This is a genomic window from Nocardia inohanensis NBRC 100128 (assembly GCF_001612945.1).
Classification (GTDB): domain Bacteria; phylum Actinomycetota; class Actinomycetes; order Mycobacteriales; family Mycobacteriaceae; genus Nocardia; species Nocardia inohanensis.
In genome coordinates, this window is record NZ_BDBK01000002.1 from 93866 (window position 1) to 117481 (window position 23616).

General features: G+C 68.3%; 25 protein-coding genes. 12 read left to right on the top strand and 13 right to left on the bottom strand.

Annotated elements, in window-relative coordinates:
* Positions 1–51 precede the first annotated feature (51 nt).
* The 3 genes from NI1_RS06885 to NI1_RS06895 form a co-directional block, all read right to left on the bottom strand.
* Positions 52–756, bottom strand: a complete 705-nt coding sequence (locus NI1_RS06885; protein WP_245663117.1) for a class I SAM-dependent methyltransferase — start codon at positions 754–756, stop codon at positions 52–54.
* 68 nt (positions 757–824) lie between these two features.
* Positions 825–1340, bottom strand: a complete 516-nt coding sequence (locus tag NI1_RS06890) for a DUF2505 domain-containing protein (RefSeq protein ID WP_067815748.1) — start codon at positions 1338–1340, stop codon at positions 825–827.
* 31 nt (positions 1341–1371) lie between these two features.
* Positions 1372–1857: a DUF2505 domain-containing protein gene (locus tag NI1_RS06895; protein ID WP_067815751.1), complete on the bottom strand. Its 486-nt coding sequence runs from the start codon at positions 1855–1857 to the stop codon at positions 1372–1374.
* Positions 1858–1898: 41 nt separating this feature from the next.
* Here NI1_RS06895 and NI1_RS06900 point away from each other — a divergent pair, with 41 nt between their 5' ends.
* The 3 genes from NI1_RS06900 (at position 1899) to NI1_RS06910 (ending at position 5364) form a co-directional block, all read left to right on the top strand.
* Complete coding sequence (locus tag NI1_RS06900; RefSeq protein ID WP_084522750.1) at positions 1899–3023, top strand: UDP-N-acetylmuramate dehydrogenase; 1125 nt, start codon at positions 1899–1901, stop codon at positions 3021–3023.
* A 64-nt stretch (positions 3024–3087) separates the two neighbouring features.
* Positions 3088–4326: a L,D-transpeptidase gene (locus tag NI1_RS06905; RefSeq protein ID WP_245663118.1), complete on the top strand. Its 1239-nt coding sequence runs from the start codon at positions 3088–3090 to the stop codon at positions 4324–4326.
* 66 nt (positions 4327–4392) lie between these two features.
* Positions 4393–5364: a hypothetical protein gene (locus tag NI1_RS06910; protein WP_157534991.1), complete on the top strand. Its 972-nt coding sequence runs from the start codon at positions 4393–4395 to the stop codon at positions 5362–5364.
* Here the strand turns inward: NI1_RS06910 and NI1_RS36995 are convergent.
* From NI1_RS36995 to NI1_RS06935, 5 genes are all read right to left on the bottom strand, one after another.
* Complete coding sequence (locus NI1_RS36995; RefSeq protein WP_084522752.1) at positions 5361–7058, bottom strand: class I adenylate-forming enzyme family protein; 1698 nt, start codon at positions 7056–7058, stop codon at positions 5361–5363. The genes NI1_RS06910 and NI1_RS36995 overlap by 4 nt on opposite strands.
* Complete coding sequence (locus NI1_RS06920; protein ID WP_067815759.1) at positions 7055–7807, bottom strand: glycosyltransferase family 2 protein; 753 nt, start codon at positions 7805–7807, stop codon at positions 7055–7057. The genes NI1_RS36995 and NI1_RS06920 overlap by 4 nt, the downstream gene beginning before the upstream one ends.
* A 109-nt stretch (positions 7808–7916) precedes the next feature.
* Complete coding sequence (locus tag NI1_RS06925) at positions 7917–8846, bottom strand: beta-ketoacyl-[acyl-carrier-protein] synthase family protein (RefSeq protein ID WP_157534992.1); 930 nt, start codon at positions 8844–8846, stop codon at positions 7917–7919.
* A 5-nt stretch (positions 8847–8851) separates the two neighbouring features.
* Positions 8852–9901: a 3-oxoacyl-ACP synthase III family protein gene (locus NI1_RS06930; RefSeq protein ID WP_067815762.1), complete on the bottom strand. Its 1050-nt coding sequence runs from the start codon at positions 9899–9901 to the stop codon at positions 8852–8854.
* Between the two features lie 116 nt (positions 9902–10017).
* A complete protein-coding gene (locus NI1_RS06935; protein WP_067815764.1) occupies positions 10018–10752 on the bottom strand; it encodes an SDR family NAD(P)-dependent oxidoreductase in 735 nt (244 codons plus the stop codon).
* A gap of 132 nt (positions 10753–10884) precedes the next feature.
* On the opposite strand from NI1_RS06935, the gene NI1_RS06940 reads away from it, so the two are divergent.
* From NI1_RS06940 to NI1_RS06965, 6 genes are all read left to right on the top strand, one after another.
* The gene (locus NI1_RS06940) at positions 10885–11709 is read left to right on the top strand and encodes an alpha/beta fold hydrolase (protein WP_067815767.1); all 825 of its coding nucleotides are present in this window, start codon (positions 10885–10887) and stop codon (positions 11707–11709) included.
* 90 nt (positions 11710–11799) lie between these two features.
* Positions 11800–13167, top strand: coding sequence for a D-inositol-3-phosphate glycosyltransferase (mshA, locus tag NI1_RS06945; RefSeq protein WP_439957234.1), 1368 nt, complete (start codon positions 11800–11802; stop codon positions 13165–13167).
* The gene (locus tag NI1_RS06950; RefSeq protein WP_084522755.1) at positions 13164–13709 is read left to right on the top strand and encodes a type III secretion system chaperone family protein; all 546 of its coding nucleotides are present in this window, start codon (positions 13164–13166) and stop codon (positions 13707–13709) included. Before mshA ends, NI1_RS06950 begins: the two co-directional genes overlap by 4 nt.
* Positions 13710–13863: 154 nt before the next feature.
* A complete protein-coding gene (locus NI1_RS06955; protein ID WP_067815773.1) occupies positions 13864–14745 on the top strand; it encodes an ROK family protein in 882 nt (293 codons plus the stop codon).
* Positions 14746–14786: 41 nt separating this feature from the next.
* Positions 14787–15524, top strand: coding sequence for a phosphoglyceromutase (locus tag NI1_RS06960; RefSeq protein WP_067815776.1), 738 nt, complete (start codon positions 14787–14789; stop codon positions 15522–15524).
* Positions 15525–15825: 301 nt separating this feature from the next.
* A complete protein-coding gene (locus tag NI1_RS06965) occupies positions 15826–17877 on the top strand; it encodes a CocE/NonD family hydrolase (RefSeq protein WP_067815779.1) in 2052 nt (683 codons plus the stop codon).
* Between the two features lie 73 nt (positions 17878–17950).
* Here the strand turns inward: NI1_RS06965 and NI1_RS06970 are convergent, their stop codons facing one another.
* Positions 17951–18589: an NADPH-dependent F420 reductase gene (locus NI1_RS06970; protein ID WP_067815782.1), complete on the bottom strand. Its 639-nt coding sequence runs from the start codon at positions 18587–18589 to the stop codon at positions 17951–17953.
* 89 nt (positions 18590–18678) lie between these two features.
* Here NI1_RS06970 and NI1_RS06975 point away from each other — a divergent pair, with 89 nt between their 5' ends.
* From NI1_RS06975 to NI1_RS06985, 3 genes are all read left to right on the top strand, one after another.
* Positions 18679–19065: a winged helix-turn-helix transcriptional regulator gene (locus tag NI1_RS06975; RefSeq protein WP_067815785.1), complete on the top strand. Its 387-nt coding sequence runs from the start codon at positions 18679–18681 to the stop codon at positions 19063–19065.
* Positions 19066–19290: 225 nt separating this feature from the next.
* Positions 19291–20538, top strand: coding sequence for a sensor histidine kinase (locus tag NI1_RS06980; RefSeq protein ID WP_067815788.1), 1248 nt, complete (start codon positions 19291–19293; stop codon positions 20536–20538).
* On the top strand, positions 20535–21224 hold the full coding sequence (locus NI1_RS06985; protein ID WP_067815791.1) for a winged helix-turn-helix domain-containing protein: 690 nt from the start codon (positions 20535–20537) through the stop codon (positions 21222–21224). Before NI1_RS06980 ends, NI1_RS06985 begins: the two co-directional genes overlap by 4 nt.
* 162 nt (positions 21225–21386) lie before the next feature.
* Here NI1_RS06985 and NI1_RS06990 read toward each other — a convergent pair whose 3' ends face one another.
* The 4 genes from NI1_RS06990 to NI1_RS38620 form a co-directional block, all read right to left on the bottom strand.
* The gene (locus NI1_RS06990; RefSeq protein ID WP_067815794.1) at positions 21387–21719 is read right to left on the bottom strand and encodes a hypothetical protein; all 333 of its coding nucleotides are present in this window, start codon (positions 21717–21719) and stop codon (positions 21387–21389) included.
* Positions 21720–21911: 192 nt separating this feature from the next.
* A complete protein-coding gene (locus NI1_RS06995; protein ID WP_157534993.1) occupies positions 21912–22376 on the bottom strand; it encodes a hypothetical protein in 465 nt (154 codons plus the stop codon).
* Positions 22377–22387: 11 nt separating this feature from the next.
* On the bottom strand, positions 22388–22924 hold the full coding sequence (locus NI1_RS07000) for a hypothetical protein (protein ID WP_157534994.1): 537 nt from the start codon (positions 22922–22924) through the stop codon (positions 22388–22390).
* A 109-nt stretch (positions 22925–23033) separates the two neighbouring features.
* Positions 23034–23588 (bottom strand): hypothetical protein, encoded by a 555-nt coding sequence (locus NI1_RS38620; RefSeq protein ID WP_067815803.1) that lies wholly within the window; start codon positions 23586–23588, stop codon positions 23034–23036.
* Positions 23589–23616 lie beyond the last annotated feature (28 nt).

The window sequence follows — 23616 nt, forward strand, 5'->3', positions numbered from 1 at the left end:
TTCGGGGACCGTTGTAAGACAGCGTAGCCCCGTTCCCAATGCCATCCAGGCTCAACCGCTTCCGGGAGCCACCGCGGACCAGGGCACCGTCAACAGGTTGTCGCGCAGCCGCCGGCGATAGGGCCGAAGCGGAAAGCCCTGCTCGCGCAGTAGATCCGCCGCACGCCGCCAGCGCACCCGCGGTCCGTAAGGGGCGAGCGGAGCCGCATGCGACCAGGCGCGATCGGCCGCGGTGAGCAGGGCGTGAATCGGCTCGCCCGGAATATTGCGATGGATCAACGCTTTCGGCAGCCGCTCGGCGATATCGGAGGGCGTAGCGACCGTGAACGGATCCCAGGCGAGGGTCAGTGAGCGCGGCCCGGATCGATCCAACAGCACCCACGCGCACCGCCGTCCGAGCTCATCGCAGGTGCCGTCGAGGAGCAGCCCGTCGGGAGCCAGTCCGGACAGGATGGTGCCCCAGGCATCGGGTACCGCGGACTCCGGGTACTGGCGCAGCACGTTGAAGGCGCGCACCAGGATCGGCCGCAGACCGGCGAGTTCGAAACCGCCGCGCCGGAATTCGACTCCGTCGCGCCCGGGCACCACTCGCTCCGGATCGATTTCGAGGCCGACGACGCGCAGGTCCGGCCGCACGGTGCGCAGTCGCCCCGCCATTTCCAAGGTGGTGACGGGGCTGGCGCCGTAGCCGAGGTCCACTACGAGCGGATCCGAAGCGTTCAGCAAGCGCTGAGTTATCAAGGGGTCGTGCATCATCCACCGGTCTCCGCGCCGCAGGCGGTTGATCCCGGTGGTACCGCGGGTGATCGTCCCGATCGGCTTGTTCAGCCGACGGGATGCTGCTGATCCAGCCAGGACAGCGTCACCTCGGCTTCGGCACGGAACAGGTCGATCAGGTTGACCAGCATCACCTGTTCGAGCTTGCGCCCGAAGAACGGAACGGTCACGGTCGCCTTGGAGGAGGTGCGCAGGGTGCACCCGGTCTCGGTGGGGAACAGTCGCATGGTGCCGCCGAGCGTGCCCGGCCCGCCCGGGATCTCGGCGGTGTATTCGCCGGTCACCTCGGGTCCGAACGGCCCGTAGGTCTCTCGCCGGGTGATCACCATGTCCTTGTGCATGACCAATTGCGCCATCTCCGGCAGCTTCTCGCGCGGCAGCACGTGCCGCGTCTCGATGGCGATGCCGTGATCGCCGGCCTCCAGGCTGACGATGTCGTTCGGCGAGTGTTTCCGCATCTCCTCGATGCGCGCTTCCCAGTGGTCGCGGTTCATCAAGGCCGCGTACACCTCTTTGGTGGTGTGCAGCGGATAGCGTGCGGAGTAGTCCAGTCGGCGGGGCACGATCGCTCAGGTTACTGCCGGGGAGGCCCCGTCAGTGCGAAGTCAGCCAATTGTCGGTGAACTCGGCTTCGCGCTCCAGCAATTCGGTCAGGTGCTGCTGGATCGCGGCCTCGATCTTCTTGCCGAAGAGCGGGATCTTCACCTCGATGGACGCGTCCACCACGAAGGTCGAACCGCTGCCGTCGTCGCTCACGGTCAGCGTGCCGTTCACGTTCGCGGGCGCGCCGTCCACGTGCGCCTCGACGGTGCCGCCGCTGCCGTGCCAGGTCTCGATGCGCGGAATGATCAGGCCCTCGGGCTTGATGGCGGTGATCTGCGCGGGCAGCTCCTCGGGCGAGATGGCCTGCACCATCTCCACCCGTACGTTGTCCCCGGAGATGGAGATGCTGTCGATGCGCGCGCCCGGGCCGCCGACGGCCTCGATGCGGTCTTTCCAATACTGCTCATCGGCGAACGCCGCACGCACCGCGGCCATGGGATGAGTCGAGTGCGCGGTGAAGGCCAGAGGTGTCGCCATGGTGGGACAGGCTACCGTCTGTGGTCGTGCGTACTTCTCGGGTGGTGTCGTTCGACGAACTGCGGGACCTGCTGGCGGCGACCGGGGCGCGGTTGCGCGAGTCGGCGTCGCTGGCGGAGCTGACCACGCTGCGGGTGGGCGGCCCCGCCGTGGTGGCTGATTGTGAGACCACCGAAGCGCTGGTCGCGACGGTCCGGGAGCTGGACGCGGCCGGAATTCCGCTGCTGCTCATCGCCGGTGGCTCGAATCTGCTGATCGCCGACACCGGTTTCGACGGGGTGGTGGTCCGGATCGCCACCGAGGGCGTCGGCATCGTGACCGCGGGCGGTGCCGAGGACGACGAGGACGAGGTGTTCGTGGTCGCGGAGGCCGGCGCGAATTGGGATGCGGTGGTGGCCGAGACGGTCGCCGCCGGGTTCGGCGGCCTCGAATGCCTGTCCGGTATTCCGGGTTCCGCCGGTGCCACCCCGGTCCAGAATGTCGGCGCGTACGGCGTCGAAGTGGCGAGTTTGCTGCGCCGGGTGCGTTTGCTGGACCGCGCCACCGGCGAGATCCGCTGGGTCGAACCGGCGGAGCTCGGATTCGGTTACCGCACTTCGGTTCTCAAGCACAGCGATGCGGGCGTGGTGCTGGCCGTCGAATTCGCGTTGCGCGCGGACGGTTCCAGCGAACCGCTCGGCTACCGCGAGCTGGCCAATGCCCTCGATGCCCGGGAGGGCGAATCGCGGCCCGCCGCCGCCGTGCGCGCGGAGGTGCTGCGGCTGCGCGCGAGCAAGGGCATGGTGCTCGATCCCGCGGACCACGACACCTGGTCGGCGGGCTCCTTCTTCACCAATCCGGTCGTTCCGGACACCGAGGTCCCGGCCGTCCTGGCGGCGATCGCCACACATGTGGGCCCCGATGTGGCCGTCCCCACCTGGCCCGTCGAGGGCGGGGTGAAGTTCTCCGCGGGCTGGCTGATCGAACGCGCCGGTTTCGGCAAGGGCTACCCCGACGCGAACGCCCCGGCGCGGCTGTCCACCAAACACACCCTGGCCCTGACCAATCGGGGCGCCGCCACCGCGGCCGATCTGGCGACGCTGGCGCGCACCGTTCGCCAAGGGGTTGCCGACCGCTTCGGCATCACCCTGGAACCGGAGCCCGTGACCGTGGGTGTGCCCCTGTAATTCGTGTCATGGACCACTTCCGCACAGACCGGGGGACCCGGTTTGCGGGGGTAACGTCGAGGAAGTGAGCAATCGAAGAGTGTCGCGGCGGTCGGCCGCCGCAGTGGCCGCGTTGGTGGCCGTTATCGCGCTGGTGGCCGGATGCACATCCGACAAGGCCGGCTCTTCGGGCAAAGAGGCCGAGCCTGCCGCCAAGGTCACCGTGGATCCCGGCAACGGGACCACCGACGTCAACCCCAAGACCGCCGTCTCGGTCTCCGTGACCGGCGGCCGCATCGACCAGGTCGCGCTGACCAATCCCAACGGCAAGCAGGTCGCCGGCGAATTCACCCCCGACCACACCAAGTTCACGGTGACCGAGCCGCTCGGCTACGGCATCACCTACACCTGGAACGGCACCGCCACCGGCACCGACGGCAAGCCGGTCGCCATCGACTCGAAGTTCAGCACCGTCACCCCCAAGAGCACCGCGACCGCGACTCTCAATATCGGTGACGGTCAGGAGGTCGGCATCGCAGCCCCGATCATCCTGCAATTCAAGGGCCACGTGAGCGACAAGGCCGCGGTCGAACGCGCCCTCACGGTGACCACCACCCCGAACAACGAAGGCGCGTGGGCCTGGCTGCCCGACGACAACGGCGGCTCCCGCGCACACTGGCGGACCCGCGAATACTGGCAGCCCGGCACCAAGGTGCAGGTGGCGGCCAAGCTGTACGGCCTGAACCTGGGCGGCGGCGTGTACGGCGACTCCGACATCACCTCCGACTTCACCATCGGCCGCTCGCAGATCGTGAAGGCCAACGCCCCCAGCCATCGCATGCAGGTGGTTCGTGACGGACAGGTGGTCTTCGACTTCCCGGTTTCCTACGGTGAGGGCAATGAGGACCGCAATGTCACCCGCTCCGGCGTGCACGTGGTGACCGAGAAGTACGAAGACTTCATGATGTCGAATCCGCCGTACTACACCAATGTCCGCGAACGCTGGGCGGTGCGCATCTCCAACAACGGCGAATTCATTCACGCCAACCCGATGTCCTCGGGGGCGCAGGGCAATACGAACGTCACCAACGGTTGCATCAACCTCAGCAACGGTGACGCCTCGTCCTACTTCCCGACCGCCCTCTACGGCGACCCGGTCGAGGTGACCGGCACCCGCATCAACCTGTCGGCCGCCGACGGTGACCTCTACGACTGGACCATCGACTGGAGCACCTGGAAGAGCATGTCCGCGCTCCAGGGCGATCCGTCCCCGGTCGTATCCGCCACTCCGATGCCGCCGCAGGCTCCGGGCGGCACGCGCTGACCGAGCGGGCTGCCGCTTTCCGGGTTATGTTCTTGACGGAACTGGCTTCGGTGGTGAGGAGGCCCGGTGGCGAGTGGGGCGGCAACGGCTGCAACCGGATTCGCGCGGGCTCATCGGGGGTTTGCGCGCCCGCTGAGCCCGGCGGAGCGCTGGTTCTGGATCATCGACGGGATCTCCCCGGCCAATTGTGTTGCGCGCGTGCGGGTGCACGGCGCGCTGCCGCCGGAGCGGCTGGAGCTCGCGGCCGCCGCGCTGGTGGCGGGGAGCCGCCTGCTGCGGGCCGTGGTCCGCGGTCCGGCCGGTGATCCCTGGCTGGCCTCGCTCGCCGATCCGGTGATTCCGGTGCGGCGCGTCGAATCCGATGATCCGGACGCGTGGCAGCATGAGATCGACGCCGAGACCGCCCGGCCGTTCGATGTGCGGGCGGGCCTGTCCCGCATTGCCGTGATCGCCGGGCGGACCGGCACCCCCGCCGAATATCACGACGTCATCCTGACCATGTCACGTCTCATCGGAGACGGTCGTTCGGCGATGGTGGCGCTGCGTGAACTCGTCGAATACGCGGCGGGCGAACCGATGCGCGCCGCCCGCATGCCCATCCCGCCCGCGAACGAGTTGATGCCGATTCCGGCGCGCGGATTCTGGCGCTGCTTCCTCACCAGATCGGACCGGCCGACCAAGGTCGTGTACCGGGTGCTCGATGCGCCGCGGCTGACGGCCCTGCGCGCCGACTGCCATCGGGCGGGCGTCACAGTGCACGGCGCGCTGGTCGAATCGGTGCAGCGCCGGGCGGCCTGGAATATCGCGGTGATCGATCCGGGACGCGTCGAGCTGCCGGAACAGGTTGGCGCGCTGCGGCTTTCGGGACCGGCGCTGGCGGCCTCGAATTCCTGCGTCAGCGCGCTCACCGTCGCCGTCACCATCGCGCACGGTGAGCTGCGCATCGGATTCTGTTATGCGGCAGGCATATTGAGCCGAGCGCAGGCCGAAGCCTTCGCCGACGACACCCTGGCCCGGCTGCTCGAACGCCGCGCCTAGAGCCGCGCCCGCGCCGCCTGATCGGCCAGCAGCGCCCGCAGCAGGGCGCGATCCGGTTTACGCGTCCGCCCGCTCACCGGAATCTCCGCCACCGTCACGATGTCGTCCGGCAGCGCGGAAATATCGATGAGCGCGGGCAATTCGTGCCGCAGCCGCTGTTCGATCCCGCCGGCCCCGGGCTCCGGCACCACCGCGAGCACGATGCGCTCGTCCCCGACCTCGTCCGGAATCCCGACCATGACGGCCTGCCGCACCCCGGCCACCGACGCGATGGCGGGTTCGTACAGCCCCGGATAGATATTGGTCTTGCCGCGGATCATCATGTCCTTCTTGCGGCCCATCAGCACCAGGGTGTCCCCGTCGAACCGCGCCAGATCGCCGGTGGCGATCTCGGTCAGCGGTTCCTCCCCGAGATAGCCGCGGCACAGGTTCGGCCCGGACAGGATCAGTTCCCCGTCGCCGGAAATATGCGCGGTGATGCCGTCCACCGGTGCGCCGAGCGGATCGCCGGAACCTTGGTAGGCGAGTTTCTCCGCGCCCGAAACGACTGCCACGGGCAGGATCTCGGTCATCCCGTAGATGGCGAGGAACTCGCACTCCGGCAGTGCGCGCACCGCCCGTCGCAACAGCGCGGCGGTGACCGGCGCACCGCCGAGCGCGATCTCCCGCAACCGCCCGGGCGCTCGCAGCTTCCCGGATTCCACAGCTGTGAGAACTGTGGATAGATCCGCCGGGGTGAAGAAAGCGTGCGTGGCCGCGCCGAGCGACCGCGCGAACCGCAGCGGATCGATATGCGTCCCGAATCGCGGATACCGCGGCATGGACCACCGCGCGCCCGCCATCAGTGCGGGCAGCCCGAACATCAACTGCTCGGTGTGCAGATGCGAGCCGCGCGCCACACTGCTGCGCCCGCTCATGGCCGCGAGCCCGGCCCCGAGCGAACCCCGGGTGTGCACAACGGCTTTCGGTGCGGCGGTGGTGCCGGAGGTGAAGACTATGAGCGCCTCGGCATCAGGGTTGGCCACCGGACGTGCGACCGGAGCCGGGGCCTCGCGCAGCCATTCGTGCGGAGTCTGCTCCGGCGGCGTCCACGCGTGCGCGAACTGCTCGTCGGGCGAACCTGTCCGGTCACTTGCGGCGGTGTCCCTGCCGCCGTGCGGGCCGACGGCGGTCGCTTCGCCCATCGGTCCGGCCGGACGCGGATTCGGCGCGAGCAGCCACTGCGCCGAGATCGATCCGCCGGGAGTGCCGGGTAGGCGCGGACCGCTGTGGATATGCCGCACAGGTAATTTCGCGAACTCGGGCAGCGACAAGCCGAGTCGCCGCCCGGCTCGTTGCAGGGGTCCGGCAAGTGCGTAGAGCAGCGATTCGGTTGCCGCCCAAGCCGGTCGCGTCAAGGCGATGCGGCGTGCGAAGAGTTCGGGCCCGACACCCGGATCCACGAACACGATGGTGCCGCCCGCCGCGATGGTGCCGAGTATCAGCAAGACCGCGTCCACGCAGGGCCGAATCGAGAAGAGCATGCGGTCCCCGGGCCGGAATCCGCTCTGGTGCAGGCGCTCCGCGACACTGTCGACGCGTTCGGCGAGCTGCGCGTAGGTCAATGCCGGCTGCCCGATCATGCCCAGCGCCGCCGCCAGCGGCTGCTCCCGCCCGCGCTCACGCAGCTGTTCGATGAAGTCCTTGCCGCTCACCGGATATCGACCACTTCCGGCTTGTACCGATGGTCGGCGTACCACTCCAGGGTCCGCCGCACCCCCCACGCCCGCACTCTCCGATTCGACCCGTACACCCGCACATCCCGCCGCAATCCGTAGTCGGTGGTGAGCATACGCACCGCGTTCACCAGCGCCCGATCCTCGTGCAGGTCCTCGATCGCGGTGCGCGGGAATCCGCCTGCCGCTTCGTACAATTCGGCGGTGATGGCCATATTGCAGCCCGGCGTCATCACATACGGCCCGAGATAACGCGGATCCTGATTCCCGGGCCGGAACTTCCCGAACGTCGACGCTACTTCCAGCGCCACCCGGATGACGGTCCGATCCACCCACGACACGTCCTCGTCGGTGCGCGGGATCAACTGCCCGCTGACCAACCGCAGCCCGGAATCGAAGGCGGCGTGTACGCGCTGGGTCCAGTCCGGCGCGGGCAGGCAGTCGGCATCGGTGCGCGCCAAACGCCCGGCCCCGGCGGCGATGGCGTGCCGCATCCCGGTATCGGCGGCCGCGCCGGTGCCCTTCTGCGCCTCGGTCACGATCTCGATCGCCATGGCCGGATGCTGATCCGCGAACTCCCGCACCACTTTCGCGGTCGCGTCGGTCGAATCGTTGTCCACCACGATCAGCGTGAAATCGCGATCGCGTTGCGCCGCCAGCGCTTCCAGCGTCGCCGTGATGCCCTGCTCCTCGTTGTACGCGGGCACCACCACCCAGAGCTTGCTCATGCCACCCCCCTTTCGCCGGATGTTCGCACGTCCCGGGTCCACCGGGATGGGAGCGGCTCTGCTCGCCCGAAGGGGCGCGGCCCGGCGGTGGGCCGCGAACCCGAGTGCCTCACCCGGCCGCCGGCAGGCGGTAGGTGATGGCCGCGGCGGACGGTCCCGCGCCCGCCGCCACGAACAATGCCACGGCGAAGCGTTCCAGGCGACCGCTGTCCCGGGCCGCCAGGTAGGCGACGGGTAACGCGGAGGTGTGGGCGTCGCCGGGGAAGCTCGCGCCGCCGCTGCCCGTCCGGTCGTCGGGGTAGCGGTCGTCGTCGGTGCAGACGGCGTCCGCGGCGATCCCCAGCCGGGCGGCGAGCAGTCCGGGGAACTCCGGGGTGGGTCGCCCGCACAGCAGGAGCACCTCGCAGGGGGAGACGCCGGCGACTTCGAGGGCCTCGGCCGCCGCGTGCTCGGCGTGGTGCAGCAGCTCCTCGACGGGGGTGCCCGAGCGGTCCACGATGATGGATTCGCGCCCGCCGGTCCCCATCTCGGCCAACCGGACGAAGCCGGTCGCGGCGGGCTGCCCGTCGGTGGCGCTGATGTGCAGCGCCCCGAATCCGATCGGCTGCTCGCTCTTTTCGAGCACCAGCGCCGCCCCGACCGGTTTGATCGGGAAGTCGGGCACCGGATGCGGCGACATGGACGGATGCGCGTCGCCCGACACCACCACGACCCGCCGCACCGTCGGCGCTTCCAGCAGGGCCTGGCTCACCTGGATGGCACTGAGCACCCCGGTGGCGCCGTTCATGAGATCGAAGGACAGGCAGGGCGTTTCCCCGCTGCGGTACTCCAGTCCGATGCCCGCGGCCTGCTGGATGAGCGCGGACATGGCCGGTTCCACCATGTTCGAATCGCGATAGACGCCGGTATTGATCAGCGCGTCGATGTGTTCGGGCGTGCTGCCCGCCGCGGCGACGGCCCGCACGGCGGCGGCCGCGGCCTGGTCGATGGAGCTGCCGCCGCCGGTCTCCACCGCTACGGCCGAAATGATGACTGCCATGCTGATCACACCCGAAGTTCGCCGAGAGTCACCGACAGGAACCCGGCCACCACGCCGGAGGCCGCGGGCACCATCAGTACCTTCGAACCGGACGCTATCCGCTGTTGCTGGAGCGCATCGTGCAAAACCACGAAATGCGAGGTGGAGGCGGTGTTTCCGTATCGCTCCAGCACCGCAAGACCGGTCGGCATGGCGGCATCGAATTCGCGCTCCGCTATCTTGCCGATCAATTCCACTGCGGGACCGCTGAATTGGTGATGGATGAGGTAGTCGTAGCCCTCCGCAGCGAAACTGCTACCCCGCGCGGCCAGGAAATCCCGCTGGAAATTGGTCCACAGCAGATAGCGGGATTCATTGTGCATGGCCCGGTTATCGGTATAGAGCGCGATACCCGGACTCCGGTCCGACGGCATTCCCAGGCACAACTGCGCGTACTCGGCGCTGGTATCGAGTTCCACGTAATCGATGCCCTCGGTATCGTTTCCGCGGTCGTCCAGAAGCACCGCCGCCGCCCCGTCCCCGACGGTGAGCGAGGCGAACTGCGGATCGTATTTGCGTGACATCTCCCGCACCGCGGTATCGGCGATGGGCGTGATGTACTCACCCGATACCACCAGCCCGCGCCGCACGATCCCGGCGCGAATCATGCGCTCCAGCACCAGCACTCCGGTCATCATGCCCGCGCAGGCATTGGAGACGTCGAAATGCAGCGCCCCGCGCGCACCGAGTTCATTGCGCAGCATGAGCGCGAAAGAGGGTTCGACACAGAACTCTTCGCCACGAATGCGGGTGATCGAGCAGGAGATGACGATATCCAGCTCGGCCGCCTGGTAACCGGAGTTCGCCAGCGCCGACCGAGCCGCCGCCAGGGCCAGCGTGAACGAATCCTCCCGCTGCCCTTCGGTATCGACGCCGCACCGCCGCCGCTGCCTGACCCCGCTGACCCGTTCCAAGTCGATGGGTGATTCGATTTTCAGCTGCGCGAGCAGCTCCGCCGTCGATACTTCGGTGGCCGGCAGATACGAACCCACCGCCTCGATTCGTGCTCTCGCCATGTGTTCACTCCAGACAGCCCACAGTTTCGGGCGACGCTAGCAGCGCCCCGGAACGTGGTCTGAAAAATGCTTGATTCACACTGTGTGAGGTGAACTACAGTGCGGCGCGGGCGGATTCAGCTACGCCGCGCGAAACGCCCCGCCTCGGCCTGATCGCGCGGCTTGACCACGATGGTGTCCAGATTGACGTGCGGCGGCCGCGACGCCACGAACCCGACGATCTCGGCGATATCCTGCGCCACCAGCGGATCGATGCCCTTGTACACATTCGCCGCCCGATCGGCATCGCCGTCGAAACGCACCAGTGAGAACTCGGTCTCCACCGCGCCCGGCGCGATCTCGGTCAAGCGCACCGGCCGGCCCAGCAGCTCCCCGCGCAGCGTCCGATGCAATACCGCCTGTGCGTGCTTGGCGGTGGTGTAACCCGAGCCGTTGTCGTAAGCCTGGAACGCCGCCACCGAGGTGATGGTGACGATCAGCCCGTCCCCGGACTCGATCAGCTTGGGCAGCAACGCTTTCGTCATGCGCAGCGTGCCGAGCACGTTGGTCTCCCACATCCAGCGCCAATCATCCAGATCGGCCTCGGCGACGGTCGCCAAACCCTTTGCGCCACCGGCATTGTTGACCAGCACATCGCAGCTCTCGACCGCATCGGTGAACGCCCGGACCGACGCTTCGTCGGTGACATCCAGCGCCAGCGCGGTACCGCCGATCTCGGCCGCGAGGGTCGCCAGCCGCTCGACCCGCCGCGCGCCGACGTAGACGTGATACCCCTGCTTGGCGAGTTCGCGGGCGGTGGCCTCCCCGATGCCCGAGCTGGCCCCGGTCACGACGGCGGTACGAGTGCTCATGCAGTGTCCTTTCGCGCATGAACGGAGCCCTGCGTGGTTACGCCGCGCTGCCTCCTCCGGGCTTGACCGTTCATACGCAGAGCTTAAGCACGGCGTATCGGACATGCGTCCCGGGTGGTTAGCCTCACTTACATGGCGATCAAGGAAGTAGCTAGCGCGGACGGCACGAATCTCGTTTACAGCGTCGACGGCCCGGAAGGCGCGCGGCCACTGGTGTTGCTGCACGGCTGGTCCGGCAATCTGCGCTGCTGGGGGCGGGCCGCCGAGGAGCTGGCGCGCACCTTCCGGGTGATCGCGCTGGACCTGCGCGGCCACGGCTACTCCGATGCCCCCGAAACCGGCTACGACGATCCGAAGAACTGGGCCGCCGACGTGGCCGCGGTCCTGGCCGCCGAGCGCATCGGCACCGGCGCGATCCTGCTCGGCTGGTCCTACGGCGGCATCGTGCTCACCGATTACCTCACCGCCTACGGCACCAGCGCGATCGCGGGCGTCGTCTACACCGGCTCGCAGGCGGGTATCGGCCGCGGCGTCCCGGGCGCGGAGCCCGGCCCCGCCATGCAGAAGGCCATCCCCGATGTCTTCGAGGAGAGCGCCGGCCGGGCGAACCGCGGTTTCGCCGCCTTCGGCAATGCCAATACCGGCCCCGGCCGCGATAAGGGCGAGGATGCCCAGCGCCTGTTCGGCGGCAGCCTGGCCACCCGTCCGCGGGTGCGCAAGGCGCTGTTCTATCGCACCGTCGACAACACCGAAACCCTGCGCACCCTCGATGTCCCCGTCTTCGTCATGCACGGCGCCGCCGACCCGGTGGTTCCGATCGAGAACGGCCGCTACATCGCCGACACCGTGCCCACCTCGACCACCTCCTACTGGCCCGATGCCCAGCACGGCCTGTTCGTGGAGGACCCCGATCGCTTCGTGAGCGAACTCACCGCATTCGTGAACTCCCTGGACTGAGCCGCATTACGGCGAGAGTGCTTGTGACTCAGCTCACTTGGTCGGGTAACCCACGTAGGCCGGGTAGCGGGTTGCGTGCACACTGGAGTGGTGAGTCAACGTTCCGATTTACGGCCCGAACGGATTGCCGTGCTGTCGGTGCACACCTCACCTCTCGCTCAGCCGGGGACCGGCGACGCGGGCGGCATGAACGTCTACGTGCTGCAAACCGCCGTCGAACTGGCCCGCCGCGGCACCCAGGTCGAGATCTTCACCCGCGCCACCTCCTCCAATGACGAACCCGTCGTCGAGGCCGCGCCCGGCGTCCTGGTGCGCCACGTGGTGGCCGGACCGTTCGAAGGTCTGGACAAGCACGATCTGCCCACGCAGTTGTGCCCGTTCGCGGCGGAGGTGCTGCGCACCGAGGCTCGCAACCTGCCCGGCCACTACGACCTGATCCACTCCCACTACTGGCTCTCCGGCCAGGTGGGGTGGCTGGCGCGCGATCGCTGGCGGGTACCGATGGTGCACACCGCGCACACCCTGGCTGCGGTCAAGAACGCCTACCTGGCCGAGGGCGATACGCCGGAACCGGCCGCCCGCGAGATCGGCGAGAAGCAGATCGTCGCCGAGGCCGACCGGCTCGTCGCCAATACGGCCGAGGAGGCCCGCCAGCTCGTCGAGCTCTACGGGGCCGATCCGGAGCGCATCGACGTGGTGCTGCCGGGTGCGGACCTGTCCCGCTACAACCCGGGCGACAAGGCCGCGGCGCGCGCCGAATTCGGGCTGCGCGATGACGAGCGCGTCGTCGCGTTCGTGGGCCGCATCCAGCCTTTGAAGGCTCCCGACGTACTGATCCGCGCCGCCGCGCAGATGCTCGCCGACGAGGCCGCACTGCCGGTTCCGCCGCGGCGTCCGCTGCGCGTGGTGATCGTCGGCGGACCCTCCGGCAGCGGGCTGGAACGCCCCGACGCGCTGATCGAATTGGCCAGGGCGCTGGGCATTTCCGATCGCGTCACCTTCCTGCCGCCGCAGCCCCCGCAGCGCCTGGTGCAGGTCTATCGGGCCGCCGATCTGGTGGCCGTGCCCAGCTACAACGAGTCGTTCGGCCTGGTCGCCATCGAAGCGCAGGCCAGCGGCACGCCGGTGCTCGCCGCCGATGTGGGTGGACTGGGAACCGCTGTCCGCGACGGGGTTTCGGGCCTGCTGGTGCCCGGCCATCGCACCCAGGATTGGGCCGACGCGCTGCGCTCGCTGCTGACCGACCCGGCGCGCCTGGATCTCATGGGCGCGGCCGCCGTCGACCACGCCGCCAACTTCTCCTGGGCGCACACCGCCGAGGGCATGCTCGACAGCTATGCCGCCGCCATGGCGCAGACGCGCATCCCGCGGCCCCGCACCGGTAGCCTGCACACCGACAGCAATCACGCCCGATCGCAGTCCCTGTGGCGCCGCCGGATGGGAGCAGTACGCCGATGAGCGAAACCCAACGCCCGCACGAGAGCAGCGGGCAGCTGAACGACGAGACCGCCCGCGCCACAGCGCAACTCATCGACGAGACGCTGCGCGATCGTGAGATCGAGTACTCGCGGGAAGCGGCCAACCTGTTCGTGGTGGTGCTGCCGGGCGAGCGCAAGCTCAAGACCGTTATCGGCGTTTCCGTCGGCAAGCACGGCATTCGCATGGAGTCCTTCGTCTGCCGCAAGCCGGACGAGAACTTCGGAGGCGTCTACAAATTCCTGCTGCGCCGTAATCGCCGGCTCTACGGGGTGGCCTACACCCTCGACAAGGTCGGCGACATCTACCTGGTCGGCCGCATGTCCAACGAACGCGTCACCGCCGACGAACTCGACCGCTGGTTCGGCCAGATCCTCGAGGCCGTGGACGCCGACTTCAACACCCTGCTCGAACTCGGTTTCGCCGAATCGATTCGCCGGGAATGGAAATGGCGGGTCTCGCGCGGCGAATCGCTGAAGAACCTGCGCGCCTTCGAACACCTCGTGGACGCCGAAGACAAATGACCCGGAGCGGTCGTGCCGGTCGCGGCGGTAGCCGCCCGGCGGCCACCTGAGCAATTCCGCCGGTCGGTAACCGGCGTAGATTCGACTCGAACCGAAGTCCCCCTTCGCCGTCCGGCGGTGGGGGACACGTGTATCGGCGGAAGGAGGCGCGGCAATGGTGGCATTGGCCGTGGATATCGGCGGCACGAAATTCGCCGCCGCGCTGGTGGATTCCGAAGACCGGCCGGTCGGCGCGCAGCGCATCGCCGTCCCGCCCGCGCAGGTCTGGGCGGCCTGCCGGGATTTGCTGCTGTCCGTGGCCGGGGATTCCGAGGTCACTTCGATCGGCATCGGATCCGCCGGGCCGGTGGATGTCACCGCCGGGGTGGCGGGTCCGCTGAATATCGCCGAATGGGCCGCCGGATTCCCGATCGTGGAGTCGATCCGGAAGCTGTTCCCCGCCGCCGAGATCCGCTTCGCCATCGACGGGGTGGCGCTCGCGCTGGCCGAACAGCGCTGGGGCGCGGCCCGCGGCGTGCCCGATTTCCTGGCCGTCACGGTGTCCACCGGCATCGGCGGCGGCGTCATGTCCGACGGGCGCGTGGTGACGGGCCGCACCGGAAACGGCGGGCACGTCGGCCATATCGTGGTGCCCGGCAACGAAGAGCCCTGTGCCTGCGGCGGTTTCGGCTGTGTCGAGGCGGTGGCCAGCGGCCCTTCCGCGGTGCGCTGGGCGCGCCGGCGGGGCTGGAGCGGCGGCGACGGCATCGAACTCGCGCGGGCCGCGCACGCCGGTGACGAGATCGCGGTGGCGGCGCTGGCTCGCGCCGGAACCGCGCTCGGGGTCGCCGTCTCCTCGGCGGCCGCACTGCTGGACACCGATCTGGTGGTGATCGGCGGCGGCTTCGCGCAATCCGGCGCACCGCTGTGGGAGCCGCTGCGCGCGAGCGCCGCCCGGCATGCCCGGCTCAGCTTTCTGCGTGGCTTGCGGATCGTCCCCTCCGAGCTCACCGACCAGGCCACCCTGGCCGGTGCGGCCCTGCTGGCGACCCGGTAGGCCCAGTCCTGGGATGAATCCGCACGTGGGAGGATGACGCCATGACGTACACCCTCGTGCTGCTGCGCCACGGCGAGAGCGAATGGAATGCCCTGAATCTTTTCACCGGGTGGGTGGATGTCCGCCTGACCGACAAGGGCGTGGCCGAAGGCAAGCGTGCCGGCGAATTGCTGGCCGAGCACGGGATTCTCCCCGATATCGTCTACACCTCGCTGCTGCGCCGGGCGATCTCCACCGCCAACAATGCCCTCGACGCCTGCGACCGGCATTGGATTCCGGTAGTTCGGGATTGGCGCCTGAACGAACGCCACTACGGTGCGTTGCAGGGCAAGGACAAGGCGCAGATCAAGGAAGAGTTCGGCGACGAGCAGTTCATGCTGTGGCGCCGCAGCTACGACACTCCGCCGCCGCCGATCGAGCTGGGCTCGGAGTACAGCCAGGACGGCGACTCGCGCTACGCCGGCATCGACGTGCCCGCCACCGAATGCCTCAAGGACGTCGTGGCGCGCATGGTGCCGTACTGGGAGGACACCATCTCCACCGATGTCCGCGCCGGCAAGACGGTTCTGGTTGCCGCGCACGGAAATTCGCTGCGGGCGCTGGTGAAGCACCTGGAGAACATCTCCGACGAGGACATCGCCGGGCTGAACATCCCCACCGGCATTCCGCTCAAGTACGAGCTGGACGAGAACCTGCGTCCGATCGGCAAGGGCGAGTACCTGGACCCCGAAGCCGCCGCCGCGGGCGCCGCCGCCGTCGCGAATCAGGGTGCGAAGTAACAACTCTCGTGGCACTCGGGGGTTTCACCCCTGAAACGCCTGGCGAATACTCGGGCCGCGCCCGGTGAAACGAAATACGCGTTGTTGCCGAATTACTCGGCGGCAGCGCGTTTTTCTTTTATCATCATCGTGATGTGAGCTGCATCTCACTACGGTTCCGTAGGGTATTTCTTTCTCTCGCAATCAAATTTGCCGAAGCATTGCTCCTTTAAAAGGAGTACGTGTAACCGGGGTTTGCAACTTACTTCGGAGTAGATATGCTCTGGTCGTTCGACCATTTGCGAGAGGTAGATCACGTTCGATGAGGAACACGCTTCGGGCCACTGTGCTGGCCGCTGCCGCCGCGCTGCTATTACCTGTGACCGGTATCGCGGCTGATGCGGCCCCCACGTCCATCGGTCCGGACGGCGGCGCCGCGGGCGCGGCCTGGACCGCCGCCGAGGACGGGCAACAGCAATACCCGAACGTCTTCATCGAATGGGACGTCCCGATCACCATGAGCGACGGCACCGTCCTCAAGGCGAACGTCTACCACCCCGCCGACGCCTCCGGGCGACCCGTCGACACCCAGACGCCCGCCGTGGTGAACATGACCCCGTACACCAAGCTGGTGTCGAACGTCGCCGACAGCGCGCTCGCCATTCCCGGCCTGGGCGATGCGCTGGTCAACCTGTTCCGCGGCATCAACCTTTCCGGCACACCGATTTCCGGCTTCGGCGAACTGCTGAACGCCGCGGGCAACGGCGAACTCCGCAACTTCTCCGTCGACCGCCAGCTCGTCAAGGCCGGATACACCCAGATCGTCGTCGACGTCCGCGGCACCGGCTTCAGCCAGGGCGCCTGGGACATGCTGCGCACCCGCGAGCAGACCGACACCGTCGAGGTCATCGACTGGGCGTCCAAGCAGGGCTGGTCCACCGGCAAGGTCGGCATGACCGGGATCTCCTACTCGGCCATCAACCAGGTGCAGGCCGCCGAGCAGCAGCCGCCCGCGCTGAAGGCCATCTTCCCGATCGTGCCCGGCAGCGACCTGGTCAACGACGTGCTCGCGCCCGGCGGCGGCTTCGGCTTCAACTTCATCCCGCTGTGGCTGAGCGCCATCAACGGCCTCAAATGGGTGCCGGACCTGGCCGCCGTCGCGCAGGGCAAGTTCGACTTCAAGTGGCTGCAAGATCGCGCCGCCGATCCCTTCACCTACCTCGACGTGCTCATGTCGGCCTACACCAGCACCGATATGAACAGCCTCGACCCGCGCGTGAAGGCCATGCTCAACGACCTGTCCGCGGAACGTCAGGCGTGGCTCGGCGATCCGAGCAAGATCCAGGCCAAGACCTTCGTGGTCGGCGGCTGGCACGACCTGTTCACCTACTCGGAATCCAAGATCTACAACGAGATTCCGGCCGCGCCCGGCGACAAGCAGCTGCTCATGGGCAACGGCTACCACATCACCTCCGGCGCCGAAGCCGGTAAGCCGGGCCTGCCGCCGCGCCTGGACGTGCTCCAGCGCGCCTGGTTCGACAAGTGGCTCAAGGGCATCGACAACGGGATCGACAGCTACGGCCCGGTGACGCTGCGCGAACAGGGCGGCGGCTGGGTGACCAAGGGCGGTTTCGGTGAATCCGCGCCGGCCGAGGAAGCCTCGCGGTACCGCCGGATGTACCTGTCCGGCCAGCGTTCCGGCACCGCCAACAGCCTCTTCGACGGCTCGCTCACCGGCGACGCCAACGGCGACACCGACCGGCTGTCGGTCGCACCCGGCCTGACCACCATCTGCTCCAACGATGCCGCTCAGGCCACCGCGGGCTTCCTGTCGCTGCTCGACTTCTGCGCCAAGGACTCTCGCATCGCCGAGACCAACGCGCTCACCTTCACCAGCGCGCCGGTCGCCGAGGCCACCACCGTCTCCGGCCCGATCGCGGTGCGGCTCAACACCGTTCAGGACGCCACCGACGGCTACTGGACCGTCACCGTCAACGATGTCGCCCCCGATGGCACCTCCACCGTGCTGACCTCCGGGCAGCTGATGGCATCGCTGCGAGAAGTGGACGAGGCCAACAGCTCTCGCTCCGAGAACGGCGACTACACCGACCCGCGCTCGTTCACCTCGCTGGACAAGCAGCAGCCGACCGTGCCCGGTGAGGCCACCACGCTCGATATCGCGCTCTCCGGTACCCAGGCGGTGTTGCAGCCGGGGCATCGCCTGCGGGTGGACGTGTTCGCCGGCAACTTCCCCAAGGGGCTGCCGATCCTGCCCATGCTCAATGACACCGGTCTGAAGAGCCAGCACATCCAGCTGGATCCGAACCGCCCGAGCTTTGTGAATATCCCGGTCCGCGGCAATACCGGTTGGTGAAACCGCCTCGCCGGGAATGAAATCCCCGGATGTGCACAACGGCGTGCGCATCCGGGGTTTTCGCTTTCATCGGCTAGTCGGCGTCCGCGAAAGTCGCCTCCAGCGGCGGGAACATGGCGCGGGCGTCCTGGCCGCCGAACCAGAGCCCGACCACGAAAGCCGACGTGGCCTCCAGATAGCGCGCCCGATGCAGGCCGCCCGCATGCACCGGGCGCAGTTTCAGATCCTCGGCCAGAGCGGCGACCAGCGTGATCGCGTCCGGGTCGTCGCCGCACAGCGGGACCAGTAGCGGGCGGCCCTCGAACTCGCGGGCGGACCCTTCCCACACCTCGGCCGCGCACAGATTGAAGGCCTTCACCACCTTCGCTCCCGGCACGGTCGCCGCGATCCGTTCCGCGACAGCGTCTTCGGAGAGGATGAAGCCGCCGGAGTCCGGGGCGAAGGCATTCGTGCAATCGATGAGCGTGCGGCCGGTGAGCGGCACCGCCGAGATGTCGGCGAGTGCCGACACCGGGACGGCGAGCAATACGGTCTCACCGAATTCGGCTGCCGCCGTGATGGATCCGCTGTGCGCGCCGTGCCCGATGACGGCGGCCGTCTCCGCCGCCTTGCCGAGATCCCTTGCTCCCACCAGGATTTCGTGCCCGGCCGCCGCCCAGCCGCCGCCGAGTGCCCGTGCCATCGCCCCGGCGCCGATGATTCCGATTCGCATGATTGAACTCCTAGGTCGTCGTACTCCTCAGACGCTAGGAATTCCGATAGGCACCCGCGGGTGCGCAACAACGCTGGCAGGCTGGAGCCATGACGCCGCCGCAACCGAACGTGGTGCAGTTTCCCGCCTACGGTGATTACGAATCCGATTGCCCCGCACGCCTGGCGGTCGACATCTTCGGAAACTCGTGGCTCACGGTCATCGTCTATACCTTGCGCGAAGGCCCCATGCGCCCGGTCGAATTGCGGCGCGCCATCGGCGGGATCAGCCAGAAGATGCTCACCCAGACCCTGCGCCGGATGGAGGGCATGGAATTGCTGGAACGTCGCCGCTACGCCGAAGCGCCCCCGCGCGTGGAGTACGCCCTCACCCCGGCGGGCCGCGATCTGCTGATTCCGATTCTCGCCCTGGGGGAGTGGGCCGACCGGCACGGCGACACCGTCCGCGCCGCCCGCTACGGCGATCCCGACGACTGACCCGGCCGCCGGCCCGATCCGCCGGGTCTCGCACTCCCAGCTGGGGTTTCAAGGGCTTGCCCCGGAAGCGTCCCCTTTCCCGCCCGAGGTTCGCGGAAGATTCGCCACGCCGAGTGCGAACAGCACGTGAACGGCGGGATAACGTGTATGGAAGTGCCCGTGACCTGGGTGAAACTTCCAACACCCGGGGTTGGCCCGCGTGTCGGCGACCGTACGATTCAGAATGTGAGCGTTCCACAGGCCGTGCTTCTGGCAGTCCTGGCGGCCGTAGTTGGACTGGCCGTCGGTGGATTGCTCATCCCGTATGTGAATGCCCGGCAGGAGCGGCTGCGCGCCGCGGCCGACCCCGGGCTCACCATGTCGCAGGTCCTGGACCTGATCGTGCTCGCCTCCGAGAGCGGTATCGCGGTGGTCGACCAGTACCGCGACGTGGTGCTGGTGAACCCGCGCGCCGAGGAGCTGGGCGTGGTGCACGACCGTTTGCTCGACGAACGCGCCTGGGCCGCCGTCGAACAGGTGCTCTCGGGCAGCCAGGACGTGGAATTCGAGCTGACCGCCAAGATCCCCATGCCCGGCCGCGCCCGCCTCGCTGTCCGAGGGGTTGCTCGCCCGCTCTCGCAGGAGAACACGAACTTCGTGGTCCTGTTCGCCGACGACGACTCCGAGCAGGCCCGCATGGAGGCCACCCGGCGCGACTTCGTCGCCAACGTGAGCCACGAGCTCAAGACCCCCGTCGGCGCCATGAGCCTGTTGGCCGAGGCGTTGCTGGAATCCGCCGACGATCCGGATTCGGTGCGGCACTTCGGTGAACGCCTGCACGGCGAGGCCCGCCGCATGGGCAAGATGGTCACCGAACTGATCGCGCTGTCCCGGCTGCAAGGCGCGGAGAAGCTGCCCGAACTGGAGGCCGTGGACGTCGATTCCGTGGTCACCCAAGCCCTCGAGCGCTCCCGCAATGTGGCCGAGGCCGCCGGCATCACGGTGAGCACCGACGCCAACAGCGGCCTCGAGGTGCTCGGCGACACCACCCTGCTGGTCACCGCGCTGTCGAACCTGGTGGAGAACGCCATCGCGTACTCGCCGCGCGGTTCGCACGTCTCGGTGAGCCGGTCGCTGCGCGGCGGGTACGTGAACATCGCCGTCACCGACCGCGGTATCGGCATCGCCAAAGAAGATCAGGAACGGGTCTTCGAACGATTCTTCCGGGCCGACAAGGCGCGCTCGCGCGCCACCGGCGGTACCGGGCTCGGGCTGGCTATCGTCAAGCACGTGGCCGCCAACCACAACGGTGAGATCACCCTGTGGAGCAAGCTGGGCACCGGATCCACATTCACCTTGCGGATCCCCGCCCACCCCGCCGACCCGAACGGCGCGGACAAGAAGCTCTCCGCCGGCATTCCGGCGGTGAAGAAGGAAAACGGCACGCGCCCCCTCGGGCGGGCCAGAACCAACGGTGTGGAGGCAACCCGATGACGAGTGTGCTGATCGTCGAGGACGAGGAGTCGCTGGCCGATCCGCTCGCGTTCCTGCTGCGCAAGGAAGGGTTCGAAGTCACCGTGGTCGGTGACGGCCCCTCGGCGCTGTCCGAATTCGATCGTTCCGGCGCGGATATCGTCTTGCTCGATCTCATGCTCCCCGGCATGAGCGGCACCGACGTGTGCAAGCAGCTGCGCGCTCGCGGCAGCGTCCCGGTCATCATGGTGACCGCGCGCGACAGCGAGATCGACAAGGTGGTCGGCCTGGAACTGGGCGCCGACGACTATGTCACCAAGCCCTATTCGTCGCGTGAGCTGATCGCGCGCATCCGCGCCGTGCTGCGCCGCGGCGTGGGCGAGGAGGCCGATCAGGGCGGCGAGACCAGCGTCCTGGAGGCGGGCCCGGTCCGCATGGACGTGGATCGCCACACGGTGCAGGTGAACGGCAAGTCGGTGACGTTGCCGCTCAAGGAGTTCGATCTCCTGGAGTATCTGCTCCGCAACTCCGGCCGTGTGCTGACCCGCGGGCAGCTCATCGACCGGGTCTGGGGCGCGGACTACGTCGGCGACACCAAGACCCTCGATGTGCACGTCAAGCGCCTGCGCTCCAAGATCGAGGCCGATCCGGCCAAGCCGGAGCACCTGGTCACGGTGCGCGGCCTGGGCTACAAGCTGGAAGCGTAAAACCGCCTCGGTGAACACGATTCGAGCCCGCTGCGCCTACGCAGCGGGCTCCGAACACTTTCCCGAGAGGTTCTCGCCGTCCCCCGCACAGAGTTTCGCGCCCGCTTCTACCGAAGCGGGCGCGAACAAGTCTCTTTCACCCCGACCGTCGAATGGTGTTCGTCAGAGCGGCAGCGTGGTCCAGGCCTTGCCCAGCGGGGTGTCGATCTCCTTGAGCGAGACCCAGCCGTAGGCGTCCTCCTGCATGCAGTCGTACCAGGCGACGTCCACGCCGTTGCCGCGGCAGGCGATGGTGCCGTTGACACCGGACGGGCTGACGATGAGCAGCTTGCCGTTGGCCTTGGCGTTCAGCGCGGCCGGATCGTTGTAGGGCACGAAGTCGGCGGTGCGGTCGGAGAACTTGGTCGGATCGACGCTGTCGGCTCCGGCGATCGGGGCGAGGGCGACAGCGGCACCGGCGACCAGAGCGGCGACGGTAAGGGTTTTCTTGATCATGGCCTGGATGTCTAACACGTCCGGGTGAATTCGCAATAGCCGAACGGTGTCACGCATACTTCCGGCTACTCACAGCGCCAGGTCATCAGCCATGAGGCGGCGCGAAAACGGGTTCGGCGCAGCCTGATTGGAAAGGCCGCGCCGAACCCCGGAAATTCACCTGCCGGACACCCGCACTCATGCGGATCGGCTCTAAGACCCCGCGCTGCCGGTGAGCGTGCCCAGAATGCTGCCCAGGCCCTTGCTCGCACTGCCGGTACCGGAGTCGCCGCCCGGCGTGCCCGGATTACCGGGGCTCGACGGATCCACCACATTGATGGTGATGGTCTTGGTGCTCCCGCCCTGCGCGGCGGTCAGCAGATGCTGCCCCGCGGTGGCCGGCTTCCAGCTGATGCTGGACTCACCGACCGGCCACGGCACCTTGCCCGCCGGCGTGAGCTTCTCGCCGTTGTCGGACCAGTACACGAGCAGCCCGATGCCCGCGCCGCTCAGGTTCGCCGTCAGCGTGTACTCGGTATCGATCCGGTACGGCGCGCTGCCCGAGATCGCCACGGCATCGACCGTCGCCTGCGCCTGCGGGGCCGCGATGACCGCCACGGCGGCCGCGGTGGCCACGCCGGCGACGGCCGTGCCCATCCGATGGGAGAAGGTGCTCATGACGCGTCCTGTCACTTGTTGTCGGGCGTGGTGCCGCTGCTGCCGCTACCCAGCGGCCCGCCGGGCCCGAAGCCGCTGCCGCTGGAGGAGCTGCCGGAACCGATCGGCTTGTCCTTCACCTCGACCACCACCGAGCGCGTGAACCCGCCCTGCTCGACCGTGATGGTGTGCTGCCCCGTGGTGCCGGGCGTCCAGGCGATGCTCGACTTGCCCGGCGGCCACGGCACTTTCGGGCTGCCGATGAAGTCCCCGTTGTCGCTGTAGTAGACCAGCAGACCGGCGGCGGCGCCGCTGACGGTGACCGAGATCGTGTATTCCTTGCCGACCGTGTAGCCGGAGCCTTCCACGGTGACCGTGTCGACCGAGGCCAGGGCGGCGGGCGCGGCGAGGACCGCGGCGGCGGCCAGCGCGGCGAAGCCGGTGGCGCCGAGGCCGGCGCGACGCACGCCGGGGCGCGAGGTGATGCGCATGGTGTTGTTCTCCTGTGTTGAAGCAAGCGTCCGCTTGGTTTCGGTGGGCGTGACGAGCCTCAGGGAAAAACTCGTCACGCCCACCTTCCGACTCGCACTGCCCGCGAGCCGCCGTACCGCGCTGCGCCGCAACCTGATTCGGATCCGAGGGGATCGATCCGCCGGGTTGCTGTCGCGGGACGGCTGTCTAGCTGCTGCCGAGCAATCCGCCGAGGATCTTGCCCGCGCTGCCGGAACCGCCTGAGCCGCTGCCCAATCCGCCACTGCCGCTGCTCGGCTTGGTGGTGGTGGTCGGCGGCGTCGTCGGCTCGGTGGTGACCGGCGGCGTGGTGGGCGCCGTCGTCGGGGGCGTGGTGGTCGGCGGCGTGGTGGTGCCCGAGCCGTCGGTCACGAAGACCACGACCGACTTGGTGCTGCCGCCCTGGGACGCGGTGATGACGTGCTGCCCGGTGGTCTTGGGGGTCCAGTCGAAATTGGCCTCGCCGGGCGGCCACGGCACCTTGCCCGCGGGAGTCAGGTTCTCGCCGTTGTCGTTCCAGTAGACGAGCAGACCGACCGACGCACCGCTGAGCGCGGCATGCAGGCTGTAGGTCTGGCCCGCCACCAGCTCGGTGCTGGAAATGCTGATGGTGTCGACGGTGGCCGCGGCCTCCGGCGAATTGCCGACGACGAGCGCGGTGCCCGCGGCGACCGCGAGCCCGGCGATGCCGATGCCGATACGACTGGCCGGCGTGACTTTCATGGTGTTCTCCTGTGCTGCGAGCAGGGGA

What these genes read in the sequence shown, in the direction of transcription:
- NI1_RS06975 (WP_067815785.1), top strand. Translation starts at nt 18,679, where the DNA reads ATGACGCCGCCGCAACCGAACGTGGTGCAGTTTCCCGCCTACGGTGAT.
- NI1_RS06925 (WP_157534992.1), bottom strand. Translation starts at nt 8,846, where the DNA reads ATGGCAGTCATCATTTCGGCCGTAGCGGTGGAGACCGGCGGCGGCAGC.
- NI1_RS06935 (WP_067815764.1), bottom strand. Translation starts at nt 10,752, where the DNA reads ATGAGCACTCGTACCGCCGTCGTGACCGGGGCCAGCTCGGGCATCGGG.
- NI1_RS06990 (WP_067815794.1), bottom strand. Translation starts at nt 21,719, where the DNA reads ATGATCAAGAAAACCCTTACCGTCGCCGCTCTGGTCGCCGGTGCCGCT.
- NI1_RS06960 (WP_067815776.1), top strand. Translation starts at nt 14,787, where the DNA reads ATGACGTACACCCTCGTGCTGCTGCGCCACGGCGAGAGCGAATGGAAT.
- NI1_RS38620 (WP_067815803.1), bottom strand. Translation starts at nt 23,588, where the DNA reads ATGAAAGTCACGCCGGCCAGTCGTATCGGCATCGGCATCGCCGGGCTC.
- NI1_RS06995 (WP_157534993.1), bottom strand. Translation starts at nt 22,376, where the DNA reads ATGAGCACCTTCTCCCATCGGATGGGCACGGCCGTCGCCGGCGTGGCC.
- NI1_RS06985 (WP_067815791.1), top strand. Translation starts at nt 20,535, where the DNA reads ATGACGAGTGTGCTGATCGTCGAGGACGAGGAGTCGCTGGCCGATCCG.
- NI1_RS06930 (WP_067815762.1), bottom strand. Translation starts at nt 9,901, where the DNA reads ATGGCGAGAGCACGAATCGAGGCGGTGGGTTCGTATCTGCCGGCCACC.
- NI1_RS06920 (WP_067815759.1), bottom strand. Translation starts at nt 7,807, where the DNA reads ATGAGCAAGCTCTGGGTGGTGGTGCCCGCGTACAACGAGGAGCAGGGC.
- NI1_RS06895 (WP_067815751.1), bottom strand. Translation starts at nt 1,857, where the DNA reads ATGGCGACACCTCTGGCCTTCACCGCGCACTCGACTCATCCCATGGCC.
- NI1_RS06965 (WP_067815779.1), top strand. Translation starts at nt 15,826, where the DNA reads ATGAGGAACACGCTTCGGGCCACTGTGCTGGCCGCTGCCGCCGCGCTG.
- NI1_RS06955 (WP_067815773.1), top strand. Translation starts at nt 13,864, where the DNA reads ATGGTGGCATTGGCCGTGGATATCGGCGGCACGAAATTCGCCGCCGCG.
- NI1_RS06885 (WP_245663117.1), bottom strand. Translation starts at nt 756, where the DNA reads ATGATGCACGACCCCTTGATAACTCAGCGCTTGCTGAACGCTTCGGAT.
- NI1_RS06970 (WP_067815782.1), bottom strand. Translation starts at nt 18,589, where the DNA reads ATGCGAATCGGAATCATCGGCGCCGGGGCGATGGCACGGGCACTCGGC.
- NI1_RS06940 (WP_067815767.1), top strand. Translation starts at nt 10,885, where the DNA reads ATGGCGATCAAGGAAGTAGCTAGCGCGGACGGCACGAATCTCGTTTAC.
- NI1_RS06950 (WP_084522755.1), top strand. Translation starts at nt 13,164, where the DNA reads ATGAGCGAAACCCAACGCCCGCACGAGAGCAGCGGGCAGCTGAACGAC.